Origin of the sequence: Cellulomonas sp. McL0617, assembly GCF_049994875.1 — a bacterium.
In the GTDB taxonomy this organism is placed as follows: domain Bacteria; phylum Actinomycetota; class Actinomycetes; order Actinomycetales; family Cellulomonadaceae; genus Cellulomonas.
This window is the reverse complement of sequence record NZ_CP188256.1, coordinates 3,390,793-3,404,895: the sequence shown is the minus strand read 5'-3', so window position 1 is coordinate 3,404,895 and position 14,103 is coordinate 3,390,793. Positions and strand designations below refer to the sequence as shown.

18 protein-coding genes are annotated in these 14,103 nt (G+C 72.9%); 12 read left to right on the top strand and 6 right to left on the bottom strand.

From position 1 onward, the window contains the following. From ACPPVS_RS15445 to proC, 4 genes are all read left to right on the top strand, one after another. Positions 1-930, top strand: coding sequence for a hypothetical protein (locus tag ACPPVS_RS15445; protein WP_426593118.1), 930 nt, complete (start codon positions 1-3; stop codon positions 928-930). Positions 931-1,018: 88 nt separating this feature from the next. Next, positions 1,019-2,917: an HlyD family efflux transporter periplasmic adaptor subunit gene (locus tag ACPPVS_RS15440; RefSeq protein ID WP_426593117.1), complete on the top strand. Its 1,899-nt coding sequence runs from the start codon at positions 1,019-1,021 to the stop codon at positions 2,915-2,917. Positions 2,918-2,933: 16 nt separating this feature from the next. Continuing rightward, positions 2,934-3,299, top strand: coding sequence for a VOC family protein (locus tag ACPPVS_RS15435; protein ID WP_426593116.1), 366 nt, complete (start codon positions 2,934-2,936; stop codon positions 3,297-3,299). Positions 3,300-3,353: 54 nt separating this feature from the next. Then, positions 3,354-4,193: a pyrroline-5-carboxylate reductase gene (gene proC, locus ACPPVS_RS15430; RefSeq protein WP_426593115.1), complete on the top strand. Its 840-nt coding sequence runs from the start codon at positions 3,354-3,356 to the stop codon at positions 4,191-4,193. A gap of 7 nt (positions 4,194-4,200) precedes the next feature. Here the strand turns inward: proC and ACPPVS_RS15425 are convergent, their stop codons facing one another. After that, positions 4,201-4,593, bottom strand: a complete 393-nt coding sequence (locus tag ACPPVS_RS15425; protein WP_426593114.1) for a DoxX family protein — start codon at positions 4,591-4,593, stop codon at positions 4,201-4,203. Between the two features lie 62 nt (positions 4,594-4,655). Between ACPPVS_RS15425 and ACPPVS_RS15420 the strand changes: the two genes are divergently transcribed. After that, the gene (locus ACPPVS_RS15420; protein WP_426593113.1) at positions 4,656-5,453 is read left to right on the top strand and encodes a maleylpyruvate isomerase N-terminal domain-containing protein; all 798 of its coding nucleotides are present in this window, start codon (positions 4,656-4,658) and stop codon (positions 5,451-5,453) included. Between the two features lie 6 nt (positions 5,454-5,459). On the opposite strand, the gene ACPPVS_RS15415 is transcribed toward ACPPVS_RS15420, so the two are convergent. Both ACPPVS_RS15415 and ACPPVS_RS15410 read right to left on the bottom strand, forming a co-directional pair. Continuing rightward, positions 5,460-6,167 (bottom strand): potassium channel family protein, encoded by a 708-nt coding sequence (locus ACPPVS_RS15415; RefSeq protein ID WP_426593112.1) that lies wholly within the window; start codon positions 6,165-6,167, stop codon positions 5,460-5,462. Further along, the gene (locus ACPPVS_RS15410) at positions 6,160-7,530 is read right to left on the bottom strand and encodes a TrkH family potassium uptake protein (RefSeq protein ID WP_426593111.1); all 1,371 of its coding nucleotides are present in this window, start codon (positions 7,528-7,530) and stop codon (positions 6,160-6,162) included. Before ACPPVS_RS15410 ends, ACPPVS_RS15415 begins: the two co-directional genes overlap by 8 nt. 131 nt (positions 7,531-7,661) lie before the next feature. Here ACPPVS_RS15410 and ACPPVS_RS15405 point away from each other — a divergent pair, with 131 nt between their 5' ends. The 3 genes from ACPPVS_RS15405 to ACPPVS_RS15395 all read left to right on the top strand — a co-directional run bounded on the left by ACPPVS_RS15405 (position 7,662) and on the right by ACPPVS_RS15395 (position 9,504). Beyond that, the gene (locus ACPPVS_RS15405; RefSeq protein ID WP_426593110.1) at positions 7,662-8,867 is read left to right on the top strand and encodes an acetoin utilization protein AcuC; all 1,206 of its coding nucleotides are present in this window, start codon (positions 7,662-7,664) and stop codon (positions 8,865-8,867) included. Between the two features lie 146 nt (positions 8,868-9,013). Continuing rightward, positions 9,014-9,238: a helix-turn-helix domain-containing protein gene (locus ACPPVS_RS15400; RefSeq protein ID WP_426593109.1), complete on the top strand. Its 225-nt coding sequence runs from the start codon at positions 9,014-9,016 to the stop codon at positions 9,236-9,238. Between the two features lie 167 nt (positions 9,239-9,405). Beyond that, a complete protein-coding gene (locus ACPPVS_RS15395) occupies positions 9,406-9,504 on the top strand; it encodes a 30S ribosomal protein bS22 (RefSeq protein ID WP_003792170.1) in 99 nt (32 codons plus the stop codon). Positions 9,505-9,617: 113 nt separating this feature from the next. Here the strand turns inward: ACPPVS_RS15395 and ACPPVS_RS15390 are convergent, their stop codons facing one another. Together ACPPVS_RS15390 and ACPPVS_RS15385 are read right to left on the bottom strand one after the other, a co-directional pair. Then, on the bottom strand, positions 9,618-10,142 hold the full coding sequence (locus ACPPVS_RS15390; protein ID WP_426593108.1) for an N-acetyltransferase family protein: 525 nt from the start codon (positions 10,140-10,142) through the stop codon (positions 9,618-9,620). Next, positions 10,142-10,990: an HAD family hydrolase gene (locus ACPPVS_RS15385; protein ID WP_426593107.1), complete on the bottom strand. Its 849-nt coding sequence runs from the start codon at positions 10,988-10,990 to the stop codon at positions 10,142-10,144. Before ACPPVS_RS15385 ends, ACPPVS_RS15390 begins: the two co-directional genes overlap by 1 nt. A 62-nt stretch (positions 10,991-11,052) precedes the next feature. Between ACPPVS_RS15385 and ACPPVS_RS15380 the strand changes: the two genes are divergently transcribed. Both ACPPVS_RS15380 and ACPPVS_RS15375 read left to right on the top strand, forming a co-directional pair. Next, complete coding sequence (locus ACPPVS_RS15380) at positions 11,053-11,346, top strand: glutaredoxin family protein (RefSeq protein WP_426593106.1); 294 nt, start codon at positions 11,053-11,055, stop codon at positions 11,344-11,346. A 50-nt stretch (positions 11,347-11,396) separates the two neighbouring features. Then, the gene (locus ACPPVS_RS15375) at positions 11,397-12,092 is read left to right on the top strand and encodes a redox-sensing transcriptional repressor Rex (RefSeq protein WP_426593105.1); all 696 of its coding nucleotides are present in this window, start codon (positions 11,397-11,399) and stop codon (positions 12,090-12,092) included. Between the two features lie 90 nt (positions 12,093-12,182). Here the strand turns inward: ACPPVS_RS15375 and ACPPVS_RS15370 are convergent, their stop codons facing one another. Continuing rightward, a complete protein-coding gene (locus tag ACPPVS_RS15370; RefSeq protein ID WP_426593104.1) occupies positions 12,183-12,743 on the bottom strand; it encodes a YceI family protein in 561 nt (186 codons plus the stop codon). Between the two features lie 99 nt (positions 12,744-12,842). Between ACPPVS_RS15370 and ACPPVS_RS15365 the strand changes: the two genes are divergently transcribed. Both ACPPVS_RS15365 and ACPPVS_RS15360 read left to right on the top strand, forming a co-directional pair. Further along, positions 12,843-13,361 carry a MarR family winged helix-turn-helix transcriptional regulator gene (locus ACPPVS_RS15365; RefSeq protein ID WP_426593103.1) on the top strand — a complete coding sequence of 173 codons (519 nt, stop codon included), beginning with the start codon at positions 12,843-12,845 and terminating at the stop codon, positions 13,359-13,361. A 30-nt stretch (positions 13,362-13,391) separates the two neighbouring features. Continuing rightward, complete coding sequence (locus ACPPVS_RS15360; protein ID WP_426593102.1) at positions 13,392-14,099, top strand: histidine phosphatase family protein; 708 nt, start codon at positions 13,392-13,394, stop codon at positions 14,097-14,099. Positions 14,100-14,103 lie beyond the last annotated feature (4 nt).

Here is a 14,103-nt window from a genome sequence, read left to right as displayed (position 1 = left end):
ATGTCCACCCGAACCCGTATCGCCCTGGTGGCCCCCGCCGTCGCCGCGGTCACCGTCCTGCTGCTCAGCGCCTGCTCCGGCGGCGGGTCGGCGTCGGCCGCGGCCTCCCCGGCCGCGACGAACGGCGGTGCGCAGCGCGCGCAGGGCCAAGGCCAGGGCCAGGGACAGAACGCCGACCGCGGCGGCACGTCCGGCCAGATCGCCTCCGTGACCGGCACCGTCATGCAGCTGCGTGGCGCCGACTCCCAGACTGCCGTCACGTGGACCGACACCACCACCTTCACCGCGCAGGTGGCCGGGACGCTGGCGGACGTCACCGTCGGCTCCTGCGTCCTCGCGGTCGCCGCGCCCAGCACCGACTCCTCCGGTTCCGCGAGCGCCACGCCGGACACCACGTCGCCGATCGCGGCGACGACCGTCCGGATCACGCCCGCGGCGGCCGACGGCACCTGCGCCGCCGGGTTCGGCGGCGGTGCCGGCGGGTTCCGCGGCGGTCAGCGGCCCAACGGCGCCCCGACCGACGCGCCCAACGGCACACGCCCGTCGGGCGCACCGACCGGTGCCGCCGGCAGCGGCCAGCTCCGCATGTTCGGCGGTGTGGCCAGCGGCAAGGTCAGCGCGATCGACGGCTCCACGCTGACCGTCGCGGCGGTGGGCGCGGACAACGCGACCTCGAACCGCACGGTGACCGTCTCGTCCGCCACGACGTACACCAGCACCAAGACGGCCGACGCGACCGCCGTGGTCGTCGGGCAGTGCGCCACCGCGCGGGGTCAGGCCGACTCCAGCGGCAAGGTGACCGCGACGACCGTGACGATCTCCGCGCCCACCGACGGCTCGTGCACGACCGGCTTCGGCGGCGGCTTCTTCGGTGGCGGCCAGGGTGGTCCGGCGACCGGCGGCCAGCAGGGCGGCGGCACCAATGCGTAGTCGGTCCGCTCGGAACACGGAGGGGTCGGCCGACCCGGTCCGCCCGTCCCTCGCAGCTCGCCGGCGCGCACGGCGCCGGCGGATCATCGTGCTCGGTACGGCCGGCGCGGTCGTGCTGGTCGCGGCCGGTGGCGGGGTGGCGCTCGCGGTGACCGGCGACAGCGGGTCCCGCTACCGCACGGTCGCCGCGGAGAACGCCAGCGTCGAGCAGATCGTCGACTCGGTCGGCACCATCTCGTCGGCGACCCGGCGCGACGCGTCCTTCTCGGTCGCGGGCACGGTCGCGACCGTCAACGCCTCCGTCGGCCAGGTGGTCACCGCCGGCGCCACGCTGGCGACGCTCGACACGGTGGCCCTCCAGGACGCGGTCGACAAGGCGCAGGCCGACCTGGCCACCGCGCAGCAGCAGCTGAGCGACGACCTGGCGTCGCAGACGGCGTCGTCGAGCTCCTCGTCCGCGAGCTCGTCGTCCTCGTCCTCTTCCTCGAACGCGACCCCGGCCTCGGCCAGCCCGACCCAGACCCCGACGCCGACGGCGTCGACCCCCGCGGGCGGCGGCACGGACCACAGCGGCACAGCCGGCACGGACCCGGCTGTCACCAAGGCGGTCGCGGACGTGCAGCACGCCCAGCAGGCGCTGCTCGACCAGCACAAGGTCGTCGCCGACGCGCTCGCCGCCAGCGGCGCCAGCGTGACGGCGTCGCAGGCGTCGTGCGCGGCGTTCCTGGCCGTCGTCCCGACGGACGTCACGGGTACCGACGCCGGCTCGACCGACCCCGCCACCCCGACGCCCACCCCGACCGACCCCGCGACCGACCCGGCGGCACCCGCCGACCCGGCGACGCCGACCACCCCCGACACCAGCGCGGTCACCAAAGCTCTCGCCGACTGCCAGGCGGCCCTGTCCGGCGCGATGGACGCCCAGACGGCCACCGACACGCAGCAGCAGACGCTCATGACGCTGGCCACGGCCCTGGACGACTCGGTCACCGCGCTGCAGAAGGCGATCACGCAGGCCGCCGCGAGCACGTCGAACGGGTCGTCGAACGGGTCGTCGAGCGGCGCAGCCACCGGCGGGTCCACCGGCTCGCAGCCGTCGTCGGGCTCGTCGAACGCGACCCCGACCCAGTCCACCCAGACCCAGTCGACCCAGACCCCGTCCACCAAGAGCAGCAGCACGCCGACCAGCGGCGGCGGCGGCAGCACGACGCAGGCCGCCTCCGCCGCGACGATCCTGGCCGACCAGGCCGCGATCGACCTGGCCGAGGCGGACGTCGCGCTCGCGCAGAGCAAGCTGCCGTTCGCGACGCTCACCAGCCCGATCGCGGGCACGGTCGCGGCGGTCTCGCTGACGGCGGGCCAGTCCGTGACGGCGTCGTCGAGCACCGCGGTGATCACGATCATCGGCACCAACGGCTACGTGGTCACCACGACAGTCCCGCTGAACAAGATCGACATCGTGAAGCTGGGCCAGTCGGCCTCGCTCACGACGCCGAGCACGGACACCAAGCTGACCGGGAAGGTCTCCAGCATCGGGGTCCTGGACGAGTCGAGCACGAGCGAGCCTTCCTACACGGTGGTCCTCGCGCTCGACCCGACGACCGTGCAGCTTTATGACGGCGCCTCGGCGACGGTCCGCCTCTCGGTCGCCGGGGCCGACCAGGTGCTCACCGTCCCGACGTCCGCGGTGCACGTGAACGGCACGACCACGACGGTCCAGGTGCTCAAGAACGGCACGCCGACGGACGTCACGGTGACGGTCGGCGCGGTCGGTGCGGAACGGACGGAGATCACCAAGGGCATCTCGCTGGGACAGCAGGTGGTGCTGGCCAACCTCGACCAGGCCATCAGCACGGGCACGTCATCGACGAACAGCGGCCTGTCGGGCCTAGGTGGGAACAGCACCCAGGGCGGTCCGGGCTCGTTCCAGGGCGGCTTCCAGGGCGGCCCGCCCGCCGGCTTCGCTCCTGGCGGCGGCAACGGCTGAGGGCCACCATGGTCCGATGGCCACCATCGAGCCCGACCTCGTCGTGCCGGACGTCCCCGCAGCCGCACTGTTCTACGCGGAGGCGTTCGGTGCGACGGAGCAGCACCGCGTGCCCGACGGCGGCGTCATCCAGCTGGAGGTGCAGGGCGCTGCGTTCTGGCTGTCCGGCGAGGGGCCGGACCGGCGGGCGCCGGCAGGTGTGGGCTCCCGGTCGGCGTGGCTGATCCTGGTCGTCGAGGACCCCGACGCCCTGTGGAGCCGGGCGGTCGCCGCGGGCGCGACGCCCGAGAACGAGATGACCGACGACTACGGTTGGCGCGTCGGGAGCATCATCGACCCGTGGGGGCAGCGCTGGGAGATCGGCAGGCGGCTCGAGGACTGAGTCCCGCTCGGTAGGCTCTCCGCGTCGCGAGCGCGGCACGGACGGAGGACGACGATGACCGAGCCGGTCAACCAACAGGGCACACCGCAGGTTGCTGTGCTGGGCGGCGGCGTGATGGGGGAGACCCTGCTCAGCGCCCTGCTGACCGCCGGCTGGAGCACCGGCCAGGTCGAGGTCACCGAGCGCGCCGTCGAGCGGGCCGGTGAGCTGGCCAAGACCTACGGCGTGCGCACCGGAGCCTCCAACGCGCAGGCCGCCGGCCGGGCGGACGTCGTGCTCCTGGCCGTCAAGCCGAACGTCGTCGGGTCGGTGCTCGACGAGATCCGGCCGGTGCTGCGCGGCGGCGCGCTCGTGGTCAGCGTCGCGGCGGGTCTGCCGATCGCCAGCTACGAGAAGCGGCTCGCGACCGGCACGCCCGTGGTCCGCGTCATGCCGAACACGCCGGCGGTGGTCGGCAAGGGCGCCAGCGCCATCGCCGCCGGCACCCACGCGAGCACCGGGCACCTGGTCCTCGTCGAGAAGATGCTCGCCGCCACCGGGCTCGTCCTGCGGGTGGAGGAGAAGGACCTGGACGCGGTCACCGCGATCTCGGGGTCCGGGCCCGCGTACGCCTTCTACCTGATCGACGCGATGGCCGAGGCGGGCGTGCTGCTCGGTCTGAGCCGGGACGTCGCGACGAGGCTCGCCGTGGCCACCGTCGAGGGTTCCGCGGCCCTCGCCGCGCAGTCGGGCGACCATCCGGCGGTGCTGCGCGAGCGCGTGTCGTCCCCGGGCGGCACCACCGTGGCAGCCGTCCAGGTGCTCGACGCGCACGGCGTGCGCGCGGGGATCGTTGCGGCCGCCGAGGCGGCCCGGAACCGGTCGCGCGAGCTGGGCACGCAGTACTCGTCGTGAGCCGCGACTAGGTCGTCGACGGTCGGGCCACCCGCAACGCCCAGGCGACGAGCGGCGCCTGCAGCGGGAGCCGCGCCCAGGCGACCACGGGCCGACCCGTCCAGGAGCGGGCATCCGGGCGGCTGCGGACGGCCATCGTCACGTTGCCGGGGAACACCCCGACCAGCAGCGCCGCCGAGGCCGCGCCACCCAGCCGGCGCGTCCGTGGGACGACGAGCGCCGCCGCGCAGGCCAGCTCGGCCAGCCCGCTGCCGAGCACCCACGGGTCCGGGTCGCCCAGCGCGCGAGGGATCAGGGGCCGGAACACCCCCGGCCGGCGCAGGTGGATCGTGCCCGAGGTGCCGAGCAGCGCGGCGAGCGCCAGCGCGGGCCCGTGGCGGCGGAGCGCGTCGGAGAGCACGCGCCACGGTAGGCCGGGGCGTGCCGGGGTGCATGTCGGAGGCCGCCGCTAGCGTCGCTCGTATGGACTACGCCTCCGTGATCGCGTCCGAGTCCGCCCGCGCCGCCGACGCGCTCGCTGCCGCCCCGCTCGGCGCACGCGTCCCGTCGTGCCCGGACTGGGACGCGGCGGACCTGGCCTACCACCTGGGGGAGGTCCAGGACTTCTGGGGAAACCTCGTCGCGCAGGCGCCCATGGGTCCCGACGACCTGGAGGAGACCGTGCGGCGGCCCGACGGCGAGCTCGTGAGCTTCCTGCGCACGCGCACAGCCGCCCTGCTGGACGCCCTGGCCGCACACGATCCCGGTGACCCGTGCTGGTCGTGGTCGTCGACGGGCGGCACCGTCGGCTGGGTTCACCGCCGGCAGGCGCACGAGGCGCTCGTGCACCGGGTCGACGCCGAGCAGGTGGCGGGCCTGCCCGTCACCGACCCGGGGACGGCGCTGGCCTCGGACGGTGTCGACGAGCTGCTCGGCGTGATGCTCAGCGGGCTCCCGCCCTGGGCCGTGTTCACGCCCGACGGCACCCGCGTCCGCGTGCGGGCTACCGACGCCGGTCGCGAGTGGGTGGTCGCGTTCGGGCGCTTCTCCGGCACGTCCCCGACGAGCGGCACGTCCTACGACGACCCCTGCGCGGAGCTCGTCGGCGGTGCACCGTGGGAGGGCGACGACGACGCGGACGTGGCCGCGACCGTGAGCGGGACCGCGTGGGACCTCGAGCTGTGGCTGTGGGGTCGGTCGGCGGGCGACGCGCTCGACCGAGCGGGTGACGACGCAGTCCCCGACCGGCTCCGTGCCGCGATCGTCGAATCGACGCAGTAGCCCGCCCTACGGGCGGGCCGCGAAGCGCTCCAGCAGGTCGGCATGGCCCGAGACGATGATCAGGTCGTTGGACGAGAGCCGCGTCTCCGGCGTCGCGTACACGAAGTCGAGGCCGGGGCTCTTCACGCCCACGACCGTCACGCCGTACCGCTGCCGCACCTTCGACTGCGCGAGCGTGAACCCCTGCGTCTCCTTGGGCGGGCGCATCTTCACGATCGTGAAGCCGTCCTCCACCTCGATGTAGTCGAGCAGCTTCCCCGAGACGAGGTGGGCCACACGCGCGCCGGCGTCCGCCTCGGGCAGGACCACGTGGTGCGCGCCGATGCGCTGCAGGATCCGTGCGTGCTCGTTGCTGACCGCCTTGGCCCAGATCTGCGGCACGCCGATGTCGACCAGGTTGCCGGTGATGAGCACGGACGCCTCGAGGTAGGAGCCGACGCCGACGACCGCCACCGGGAACTCCCGGGCGCCGAGCTGCTCGAGCGCGTCCGGGTTGGCGGCGTCCGCCTCGACGAGCGCGATGCGCCCCGACCACTGCGCCACCAGCTCCGGGCTTCGCTCGACGGCGAGCACGTCCTGGCCGAGCCGGTCGAGGGTCGAGGCGATGGCGGACCCGAACCGGCCGAGCCCGATCACGAGCACGCCCGAGTCCTTCTTGGGCGAGCGCGGTGCGTTCTGGGACCCCTTGGCGAGGTCACCGAATCTGTCAGCCAATGATCGGCCTCTCTTCCGGTAGCCGGATCACCCGACGACGGTTGCGCAGCGCGAGCGCCGCCGCAAGCGTCATCGTGCCAGTCCGGCCGATGAACATGAGCACGACGAGCACGTACTTGGCCTCCTCGGGGAGCGCCAGCCCCGTGGACAGGCCACAGGTGGCGAACGCCGAGATGGCGATGAAGAGCACGGAGTCCAACGGCTGGCCGGTGATGGTGAGCAGCAGCAGCGACGCGACGAGCACGAACGTCGCCGACACCATGGTGACCGCGATCGCGACCTGCAGGGCCTCGCGCGGGATGCGCCGGCCGTACGCCTCGACGTCCCGGTCGCCGCGGCCCTCGGCGAGGATGGCCAGCAGCATCACGGCCAGGGTGGTCACCTTGATGCCACCGGCGGTCGACGCCGAGCCGCCACCGACGAACATGAGCGCGTCGGTGACCAGCCAGGTGCTCTCGTGCATGTGGCCGACGTCCACCGTCGAGAAGCCTCCCGAGCGGGGCATGACGCCCGCGAACAGCGAGGCGAGCGTCCGGCCGCTGAGGTCGAGGTCGCCGAACGTCGCGGGGTTGCGCCACTCGAGGACCGCGATGAGGACCGCACCGAGGATCACCAGGCCGACGCTCGTGGTGATCGTCAGCTTCGAGTGCAGGCTCCAGCGGCGCGGCTCGCGCAGGTGCCGGGCGACGTTGAGGATCACCGGGAAGCCGAGCGACCCGATGAACACGCCGACGATGATCGGCAGCAGCACCCACCAGTCCGACGCGAACGGGTCCAGGCCGTACGTCGTCGGCACGAAGCCGGCGTTGTTGAACGACGAGACCGCGTAGAACACCGAGTGCCAGGCGGCCTTGCCCGCGCTCTCGTCGTACATCAGGAAGCGCGGGAACAGGAACAGGGCGATGAGCGCCTCGAGGGTGACCGACGCGATGATCACGGTCCGGATCAGGGAGCCGACCTCGCCGAGGCGCGTCTCCTTGGTCTCCGACGACACCAGCAGGCGCTGCGTCAGACCGATCCGCCGTGAGACCGCCATGCCGAGCAGGGAGGCGAGCGTCATCACGCCGAGGCCGCCCACCTGGATGGCCACGAGGATCACCACGAGCCCGGCACTCGACCAGTAGGAGCCGGTCGGCACGACCACGAGACCGGTGACAGTGGTCGCCGAGGTGGCGGTGAACAGCGCGTCGGCGAACGGCGCGCGATGCCCGGCGGCCACCGCCCACGGGGTCGAGAGCAGCAGCGTGACGATGGCGATGACCAGGGCGAACACGCCCAGGGCCAGCCGTGCCGGGGAATGCCGGGCGGCGCGGTCGACGTACTCGCGCGCCCGCCAGATCACGCCGGGGCCACCCCGCGCCATCGAACCTCCCGCTCTGTGCCCGGACGGGCTCACTCTGGCATGCGCGGGCGCCCGGGCTCGACCCGACACAGGCGCCTTCCGCCAGGAACGTTCGGATCGACACCGGACCGACCGGGTGCGACGGTGGGCGCATGACGTCGGCGCCGGACCAGCCGCTCGAGGCATCCGTGCGCGTCGTGTGGTCGCAGGACATGCTGGCGTACGACTTCGGGCACGGGCACCCGATGACGTCGGAACGGCTGGACCTGACCATCCGGCTGGCGCAGGACCTCGGGATCCTCGACGGGCCGGGGGTCGAGCTGGCCGGCACGGGCATAGCCGCGGACGACCTGCTGGCCACCGTGCACGACCGCGAGTACATCGCCGCGGTCCACCGGGCGTCGACCGACGGGGTCATCGACCTCGACCACGGCCTGGGAACCTCAGACGACCCGATCTTCCCGGACATGCACGCTGCCACCGCGCGCGTGGTGCAGGGGACGGTCGACTCGGTGCTCGCCGTCTGGGCGGGTCGGGCGGCGCACGCGGTCAACGTGACGGGCGGTCTGCACCACGCGATGCCTGCGGCGGCGTCGGGCTTCTGCGTCTACAACGACGCGGCGGTCGGCATCCGCGCACTGCTGGACGCAGGCGCGCAGCGGGTCGCCTACGTCGACATCGACGCGCACCACGGCGACGGGGTGCAGGCGATGTTCTGGGACGACCCCCGGGTGCTGACGGTCTCGGTGCACGAGACCGGCCACGCCCTCTTTCCCGGCACGGGGCACGCGCGGGAGACCGGTGGCCCGGGCGCGCCCGGGAGCGCCGTCAACATCGCGCTGCCCTCGGGCACGGGGGACGCCGGCTGGCTGCGCGCGATCGACGCCGTCGTCCCGGCGGTCGTGCGTACGTTCGACCCCGATGTGCTGGTCACCCAGCACGGGTGCGACACCCACGTCCTGGACCCGTTGACCCACCTGCGCGTGAGCATCGACGGCCAGCGCACGGCGGCCGAGCTGCTGCACGCCCTCGCGCACGAGGTCGCCGGCGGTCGGTGGGTGGCGCTCGGCGGGGGCGGGTACGCGGTGGTCGACGTGGTGCCGCGCTCGTGGACCCACCTGCTCGGCGTCGCCACCCACCAGCCGGTCGACCCGCAGACCGTGGTGCCCGAGAGCTGGCGCGCTCTCGTCCAGGAGCGCTACGGCCGGCGCGGACCGGACCTCATGACCGACGGCCGCGACGCCCGGTTCAGCCCCTGGGCGTCAGGTTACGACCCCGCCGACGACGTCGACCGCGCCATCCGCGCCACCCGGTCGGCCGTGTTCCCGCTGCTGGGCCTCGACCCGGAGCTGGACTGACCCGTCGCGGGCCGCTTGGGCCGCACGGGGTAGTCCCACCGGTCCCCTCTTTCACTCCAGTCCCACGCGCCACTACGCTGACCAGGCATCCTCCGGTGGATGTGCGAACACGCACGTCGCAGGGGTGAAGAAGGAGAATCGAGCGCATGAGCGAGCAGCCGGCCCGCACCAGGTATCTGACGGTGCTCGAGGTCGCCGAGGTCATGCGCGTCTCCAAGATGACGGTCTATCGCCTGCTGCACTCGGGTGAGCTGCCCGGCGTGCGCGTGGGCCGGTCGTTCCGCGTCCCGCAGGACGCCCTCGACCACTACCTCGCCACCTCGCTGCCCGTGGAGACCGCGGCCGCCGACGAGGACCGCAGGAGCTCCTGAACCGACAGCACGTCGCGGCGGGGTCTGAAGATCGCGTAGGGTAGAGCCTCGGACTTTCTCCGTGCGTGGGCGACTCGGTTGCACATCGGTATTGCACGCGCATCGATCGACCACCAGCAGGCACGGCCCGTCCGCCGGGCCTCCACTCGGAAGTGAAGTGAGGACCCATGGGTTCCGTCATCAAGAAGCGTCGCAAGCGGATGGCCAAGAAGAAGCACCGCAAGCTTCTTCGCAAGACGCGTCACCAGCGCCGCAACAAGAAGTGACCCCGCGCTCGGGGGGATCCGGCAACGGCCCCTCGGCGTAGAGGTGCAGCACGACGGGCTCGGCAGTCGCCGGGCCCGTTTTGTTGTGCCCGCGCGGGGGATCGGCCAGGGGCTCAGAGGGCGCGCTCGAGGACGTAGTCGTCCTCGAGGCGGGTGCCCACGGTGAAGTGCTTGGTGCCGACGACGGCGAAGCCGGACCGCTCGTAGAACGCGCGCGCCCGGCGGTTCTGCTGGTTGACGCCGAGCCACATGCCGGCTGCGCCGCGGGCCGTGGCGACCGACAGCGACGACGCCATGAGTGCATGGGCGACGCCCGCGCCGTGGTGGCCGGGGTGCACGTAGCACTTGGACAGCTCGGCGGCCGGGGCCAGTGTCAGCGCCGCGACGACCTCGCGGTCGGTGGGCGGTGTGAAGACCAGCATCGTGTAGCCGACGAGCGCGTCGTCGTCCTCGGCAACCAGCACGGAACGGTCCGACGAGGCGAGGTAGTCGGCGAAGCGCTCCGGCGACAGCACTGCGTCGATGAACGCCTGCTGGTCGGCGGGAGTCGAGTCGGGCGGGCAGGCGAGGGGGAAGGTCAGCGCCGCGAGGGCGGCCAGCGACGGGATGTCCTCGAGGACAGCCGGGCGGACGGCCATCAGTCGTGCGACCCCCGCCAGGACCGCAGCGCGGTGCGCGCGACCAGCCCGAAGGCCCAGGCGAGGCCGGCGAGGCTGACCACGGCGGTGCCGCGGCGGGTGGTGCGGGCCCGCGTGCGGAACTCCCGCACGGGCCAGCCGACCTCGGCGGCGTACCGGCGCAGGCGGCGGTCGGGGTTGATGGCGCAGGGGAAGCCGACCTCGGACAGGATCGGCACGTCGTTGGTCGAGTCGCCGTAGGCGTAGGACTGGGCCAGGTCGATCCCGTTGGCGGTCGCGAGCGCGCGGACGGCCTCGGCCTTGGCGCGGCCGTGCAGCATGTCACCGACCAGGCGGCCGGTGTAGTAGCCGTCCTTGTGCTCGGCGATCGTGCCGAGCGCGCCGGTCACGCCGAGGCGCCGGGCGATGATCTCGCTGATCTCGCGGGGGGTCGCGGTCACCAGCCACACCGAGTGGCCGGCGGCGATGTGCTCGTCGAGAAGCCGCTGCGTACCGGGGTAGATGCGCAGCAGGAGGACCTCGTCGTAGACGTCCTCGGCGATCGCGGTGACCTCGGCGACGGAGTGCCCGGTCATGATCTCGAGCGCGCGCTGGCGGATCTCGTCGATCTGGTGCTTGTTCTCGCCGAACGTCAGGTAACGGAACTGGTGCAGGCCGAACCGGATGAGGTCGCGCTTCTTGAAGAAGCCGCGCAGGTACAGGCCTTTGGCCAGGTGGAACGCACTGGCCCCGCGGATGATCGTGTTGTCGACGTCGAAGAACGCACCGGTGCAGGGCCCGTCCGGGCTGGCCCCGGGCTCACGGGGGACCGGAGCGGGGGCGACGGGACTCTCGGAGACCGGACGCACGCTTCCACTGTAACGACGGACGCGAGGCACGTGCGCGGGACCTTGGTCGCTACCGTGAACACATGGCGAACACCCTGCGCACGTCGGAGCCGCGGGTACTTCTGTACGGCCGGTCGGGCTGTCACCTGTGCGACGAGGCCCGGGAGGTGGTCGCGGCGATCTGCGACGAGACCGCGACGGGCTGGGCCGAGGTGGACATCGAGGCGGGTCCGTACCAGGGCCGGGACCTCGTCGACGAGCTGGGCGAGCTGATCCCGGTGGTCGAGGTGGACGGCGTGCAGGTGGGCTACTGGCGGATCGATCCCGCGCGTCTGCGAAGAAGTCTTACTGGCGGCGCGGTCCGACCCCTAACCTGACGGTCAGGATCCGGCCCTGCGGGGTCGACAGTGCTGTCGCGGGGGTCGATGTGGACACGCAACGGACGGGACCCCGGTCGACGCCGCGGGTCCGCGCAGTCGGTCACGGTGCTGCCCGGGAGGTCCCACCCGCGACGGTCGCGCGGCTGCCCGGCTACCTCCGGGCCCTGCAGGGGCTCGAGGGCGTGGTCACCACGTCGTCCGACGAGCTGGCCCACGCCGCGGGGGTGACGCCCGCGCAGCTGCGCAAGGACCTGTCGTTCCTCGGTTCGTACGGGCGGCGCGGGGTCGGGTACGACGTGCGGCACCTGTCGGAGCAGATCGGTGTGGTGCTCGGGCTGACCACGCAGCGGCGCGTCGTCATCGTCGGCATCGGCAACCTGGGTCACGCGCTGGCGAGCTACTCGGTGTTCGCCGAGCGCGGGTTCGCCGTGGTGGGCCTGGTGGACACCGACCCGGCCGTCATCGGGACGACGGTGTCCGGGCTGGTGGTCCAGCCGGCGCAGGAGCTGGCCGGCCTGGTCCGCGCGACCGACGCGAGCATCGGCATCATCGCCACGCCCGCCGCGAGCGCGCAGGCGGTCTGCGACGCGCTGGTGGAGGCCGGTGTGGTCGGGATCCTCACGTTCGCCCCGCGGGCGCTGCGGGTGCCGGAGCACGTCGACCTGCGGGCGGTCGACGTGGCCTCCGAGCTGCAGATCCTGGCGTTCCACGACCGAAGGCGCGCGGGCGGCGACTCGGCATGACGGAACGGCCGGCACGGCGGCACCAGCCGCTACGACGACAGCCGGTGCCCCGTCAGATGGGCACCGGCTGCCGTCGTGCGTGGGACGGGGTCAGCCCTTGATGGCCGACACGTCGAGCGCGATGGTGACCTTGTCGCCGACCAGGACGCCGCCGGCCTCGAGGGCCGCGTTCCAGGTCAGGCCGAAGTCCTTGCGCGAGATCGCGACGGTGGCCTCGAAGCCGGCACGCGTGTTGCCGAAGGGGTCGACCGCGGTGCCGTTGAACTCGGTGTCGAGCTCGACGGACTGGGTGACGCCGTGGATGGTCAGGTCGCCGACGATGACGTGCTTCTTGCCCTCTTCGCGCACGCCGGTCGAGACGAACGTCCACAGGCCGAACTGCTCGACGTCGAAGAAGTCGCCGCTCTTGAGGTGGCCGTCGCGGTTGGCGTCGCCGGTCGTGACGGTGGACGGGTCGAGGGTCACCGAGACCGACGTCGCCTCGAGGTGCTCGCCGACCGTGATGGTGCCCTCCGTGACGGCAACCGTGCCGCGGACCTTGGAGATGCCGGCGTGGCGGACGGTGAAGCTCGCCTCGGTGTGCGAGAGGTCGATCGCCCAGGTGCCGGCGGTCAGGCCCGTGGGGAGGGCGGTCGTGGTGGTGGTGCTCATGGGAGTTCCTCCGACTTGTTGAACGATCAACCAAACTGTTAGTTCAAAGTTGTACTACACTGGAGATCCCCCCGCAACCCCGAGACGAGGAAGAGTGTTGTGAGCACGAGCACAGAACCGGCGACGGAGCAGACGGTGACCTGGCTGACGGCCGAGCAGCAGGTGCACTGGCGCTCGTTCCGACAGGGCGTCGCGCGCCTGCTCGGTGTGCTCGAGCACGAGCTCGACGCGCAGTCCGGCCTGTCGACGCACGAGTACGAGGTGCTCGTGCGGCTCTCCGAGGCGCCCGGGCGGACCCTGCGGATGGCGCAGCTCGCCGAGAACATCGCGCACTCACGCAGCCGGCTCACGCACACGATCCGCCGCATGGAGGAGTCGGGCCTCGTCGCCCGCGTGCCCTGCGAGTCCGACGCACGCGGCGTGAACGCCACGATGACCGACAAGGGCTGGGAGACGCTCGTGGCGGCGGCCCCCGGCCACGTCCAGTCGGTGCGGGACCACCTGGTCGACGTGCTCACCCCGGAGCAGTTCGCCGCGCTCGGCGACGCCATGGAGACGGTCCGCGTGCACCTCACGGGTGGCGCGTGTCACGCCGTGGAAGGGCTCGACGCGTGCTGAGCGCACAGGAGTGTTTGCGAGACTGACCCCATGGTCGCCACCACGATCCACCTGATGCGGCACGGCGAGGTGCACAACCCCGAGGGTGTGCTCTACGGCCGACTGCCCGGCTACCGCCTGTCCGAGCGCGGCGCGGCCATGGCGCGGACGGTCGCCGACCACCTGGCGGGCACGTCGACGGGCGCCCCCGGGGGCGAGCGCCGCGTGCGCGACGCCCCGGTGTCGGCGCCGCCGCCCCGTCGTGACGTGGTGGCCGTGATCGCCTCGCCGCTGCAGCGCGCCCAGGAGACCGCGGGACCCATCGCGGCCGCGTTCGACCTGCCGATCGCCACCGAGCCGCGCATCATCGAGGCCGCCAACCACTTCGAGGGGCTGAAGTTCGGCGTCGGCGACGGGTCGCTGCGTCACCCCGAGCACTGGCCGTACCTGCGCAACCCGTTCCGGCCGTCCTGGGGCGAGCCGTACACCGAGCAGGTCGAGCGCATGCTGGCCGCCGTCGCGGACGCGCTGGTGCTCGCGCGCGGCCACGAGGCCGTCCTGGTCAGCCACCAGCTGCCCGTCTGGGTCACGCGCCTCGCGCTCGAGAACCGCCGACTGTGGCACGACCCGCGCCGGCGTCAGTGCTCCGTCGCGTCCCTGACCAGCCTGCGCTACGAGGGCGACACGCTGGTCGGCATCGGCTACAACGAGCCCGCCGCCGCTCTGCTGCCCGGCACCAAGACCGTCGCGGGGGCCTGAGGTG

Coding starts and splice junctions, on each gene's coding strand:
- ACPPVS_RS15410 (WP_426593111.1), bottom strand. CDS start 7,530: ATGGCGCGGGGTGGCCCCGGCGTGATCTGGCGGGCGCGCGAGTACGTC.
- ACPPVS_RS15445 (WP_426593118.1), top strand. CDS start 1: ATGTCCACCCGAACCCGTATCGCCCTGGTGGCCCCCGCCGTCGCCGCG.
- ACPPVS_RS15435 (WP_426593116.1), top strand. CDS start 2,934: ATGGCCACCATCGAGCCCGACCTCGTCGTGCCGGACGTCCCCGCAGCC.
- ACPPVS_RS15405 (WP_426593110.1), top strand. CDS start 7,662: ATGACGTCGGCGCCGGACCAGCCGCTCGAGGCATCCGTGCGCGTCGTG.
- proC (WP_426593115.1), top strand. CDS start 3,354: ATGACCGAGCCGGTCAACCAACAGGGCACACCGCAGGTTGCTGTGCTG.
- ACPPVS_RS15380 (WP_426593106.1), top strand. CDS start 11,053: ATGGCGAACACCCTGCGCACGTCGGAGCCGCGGGTACTTCTGTACGGC.
- ACPPVS_RS15370 (WP_426593104.1), bottom strand. CDS start 12,743: ATGAGCACCACCACCACGACCGCCCTCCCCACGGGCCTGACCGCCGGC.
- ACPPVS_RS15400 (WP_426593109.1), top strand. CDS start 9,014: ATGAGCGAGCAGCCGGCCCGCACCAGGTATCTGACGGTGCTCGAGGTC.
- ACPPVS_RS15395 (WP_003792170.1), top strand. CDS start 9,406: ATGGGTTCCGTCATCAAGAAGCGTCGCAAGCGGATGGCCAAGAAGAAG.
- ACPPVS_RS15360 (WP_426593102.1), top strand. CDS start 13,392: ATGGTCGCCACCACGATCCACCTGATGCGGCACGGCGAGGTGCACAAC.
- ACPPVS_RS15420 (WP_426593113.1), top strand. CDS start 4,656: ATGGACTACGCCTCCGTGATCGCGTCCGAGTCCGCCCGCGCCGCCGAC.
- ACPPVS_RS15390 (WP_426593108.1), bottom strand. CDS start 10,142: ATGGCCGTCCGCCCGGCTGTCCTCGAGGACATCCCGTCGCTGGCCGCC.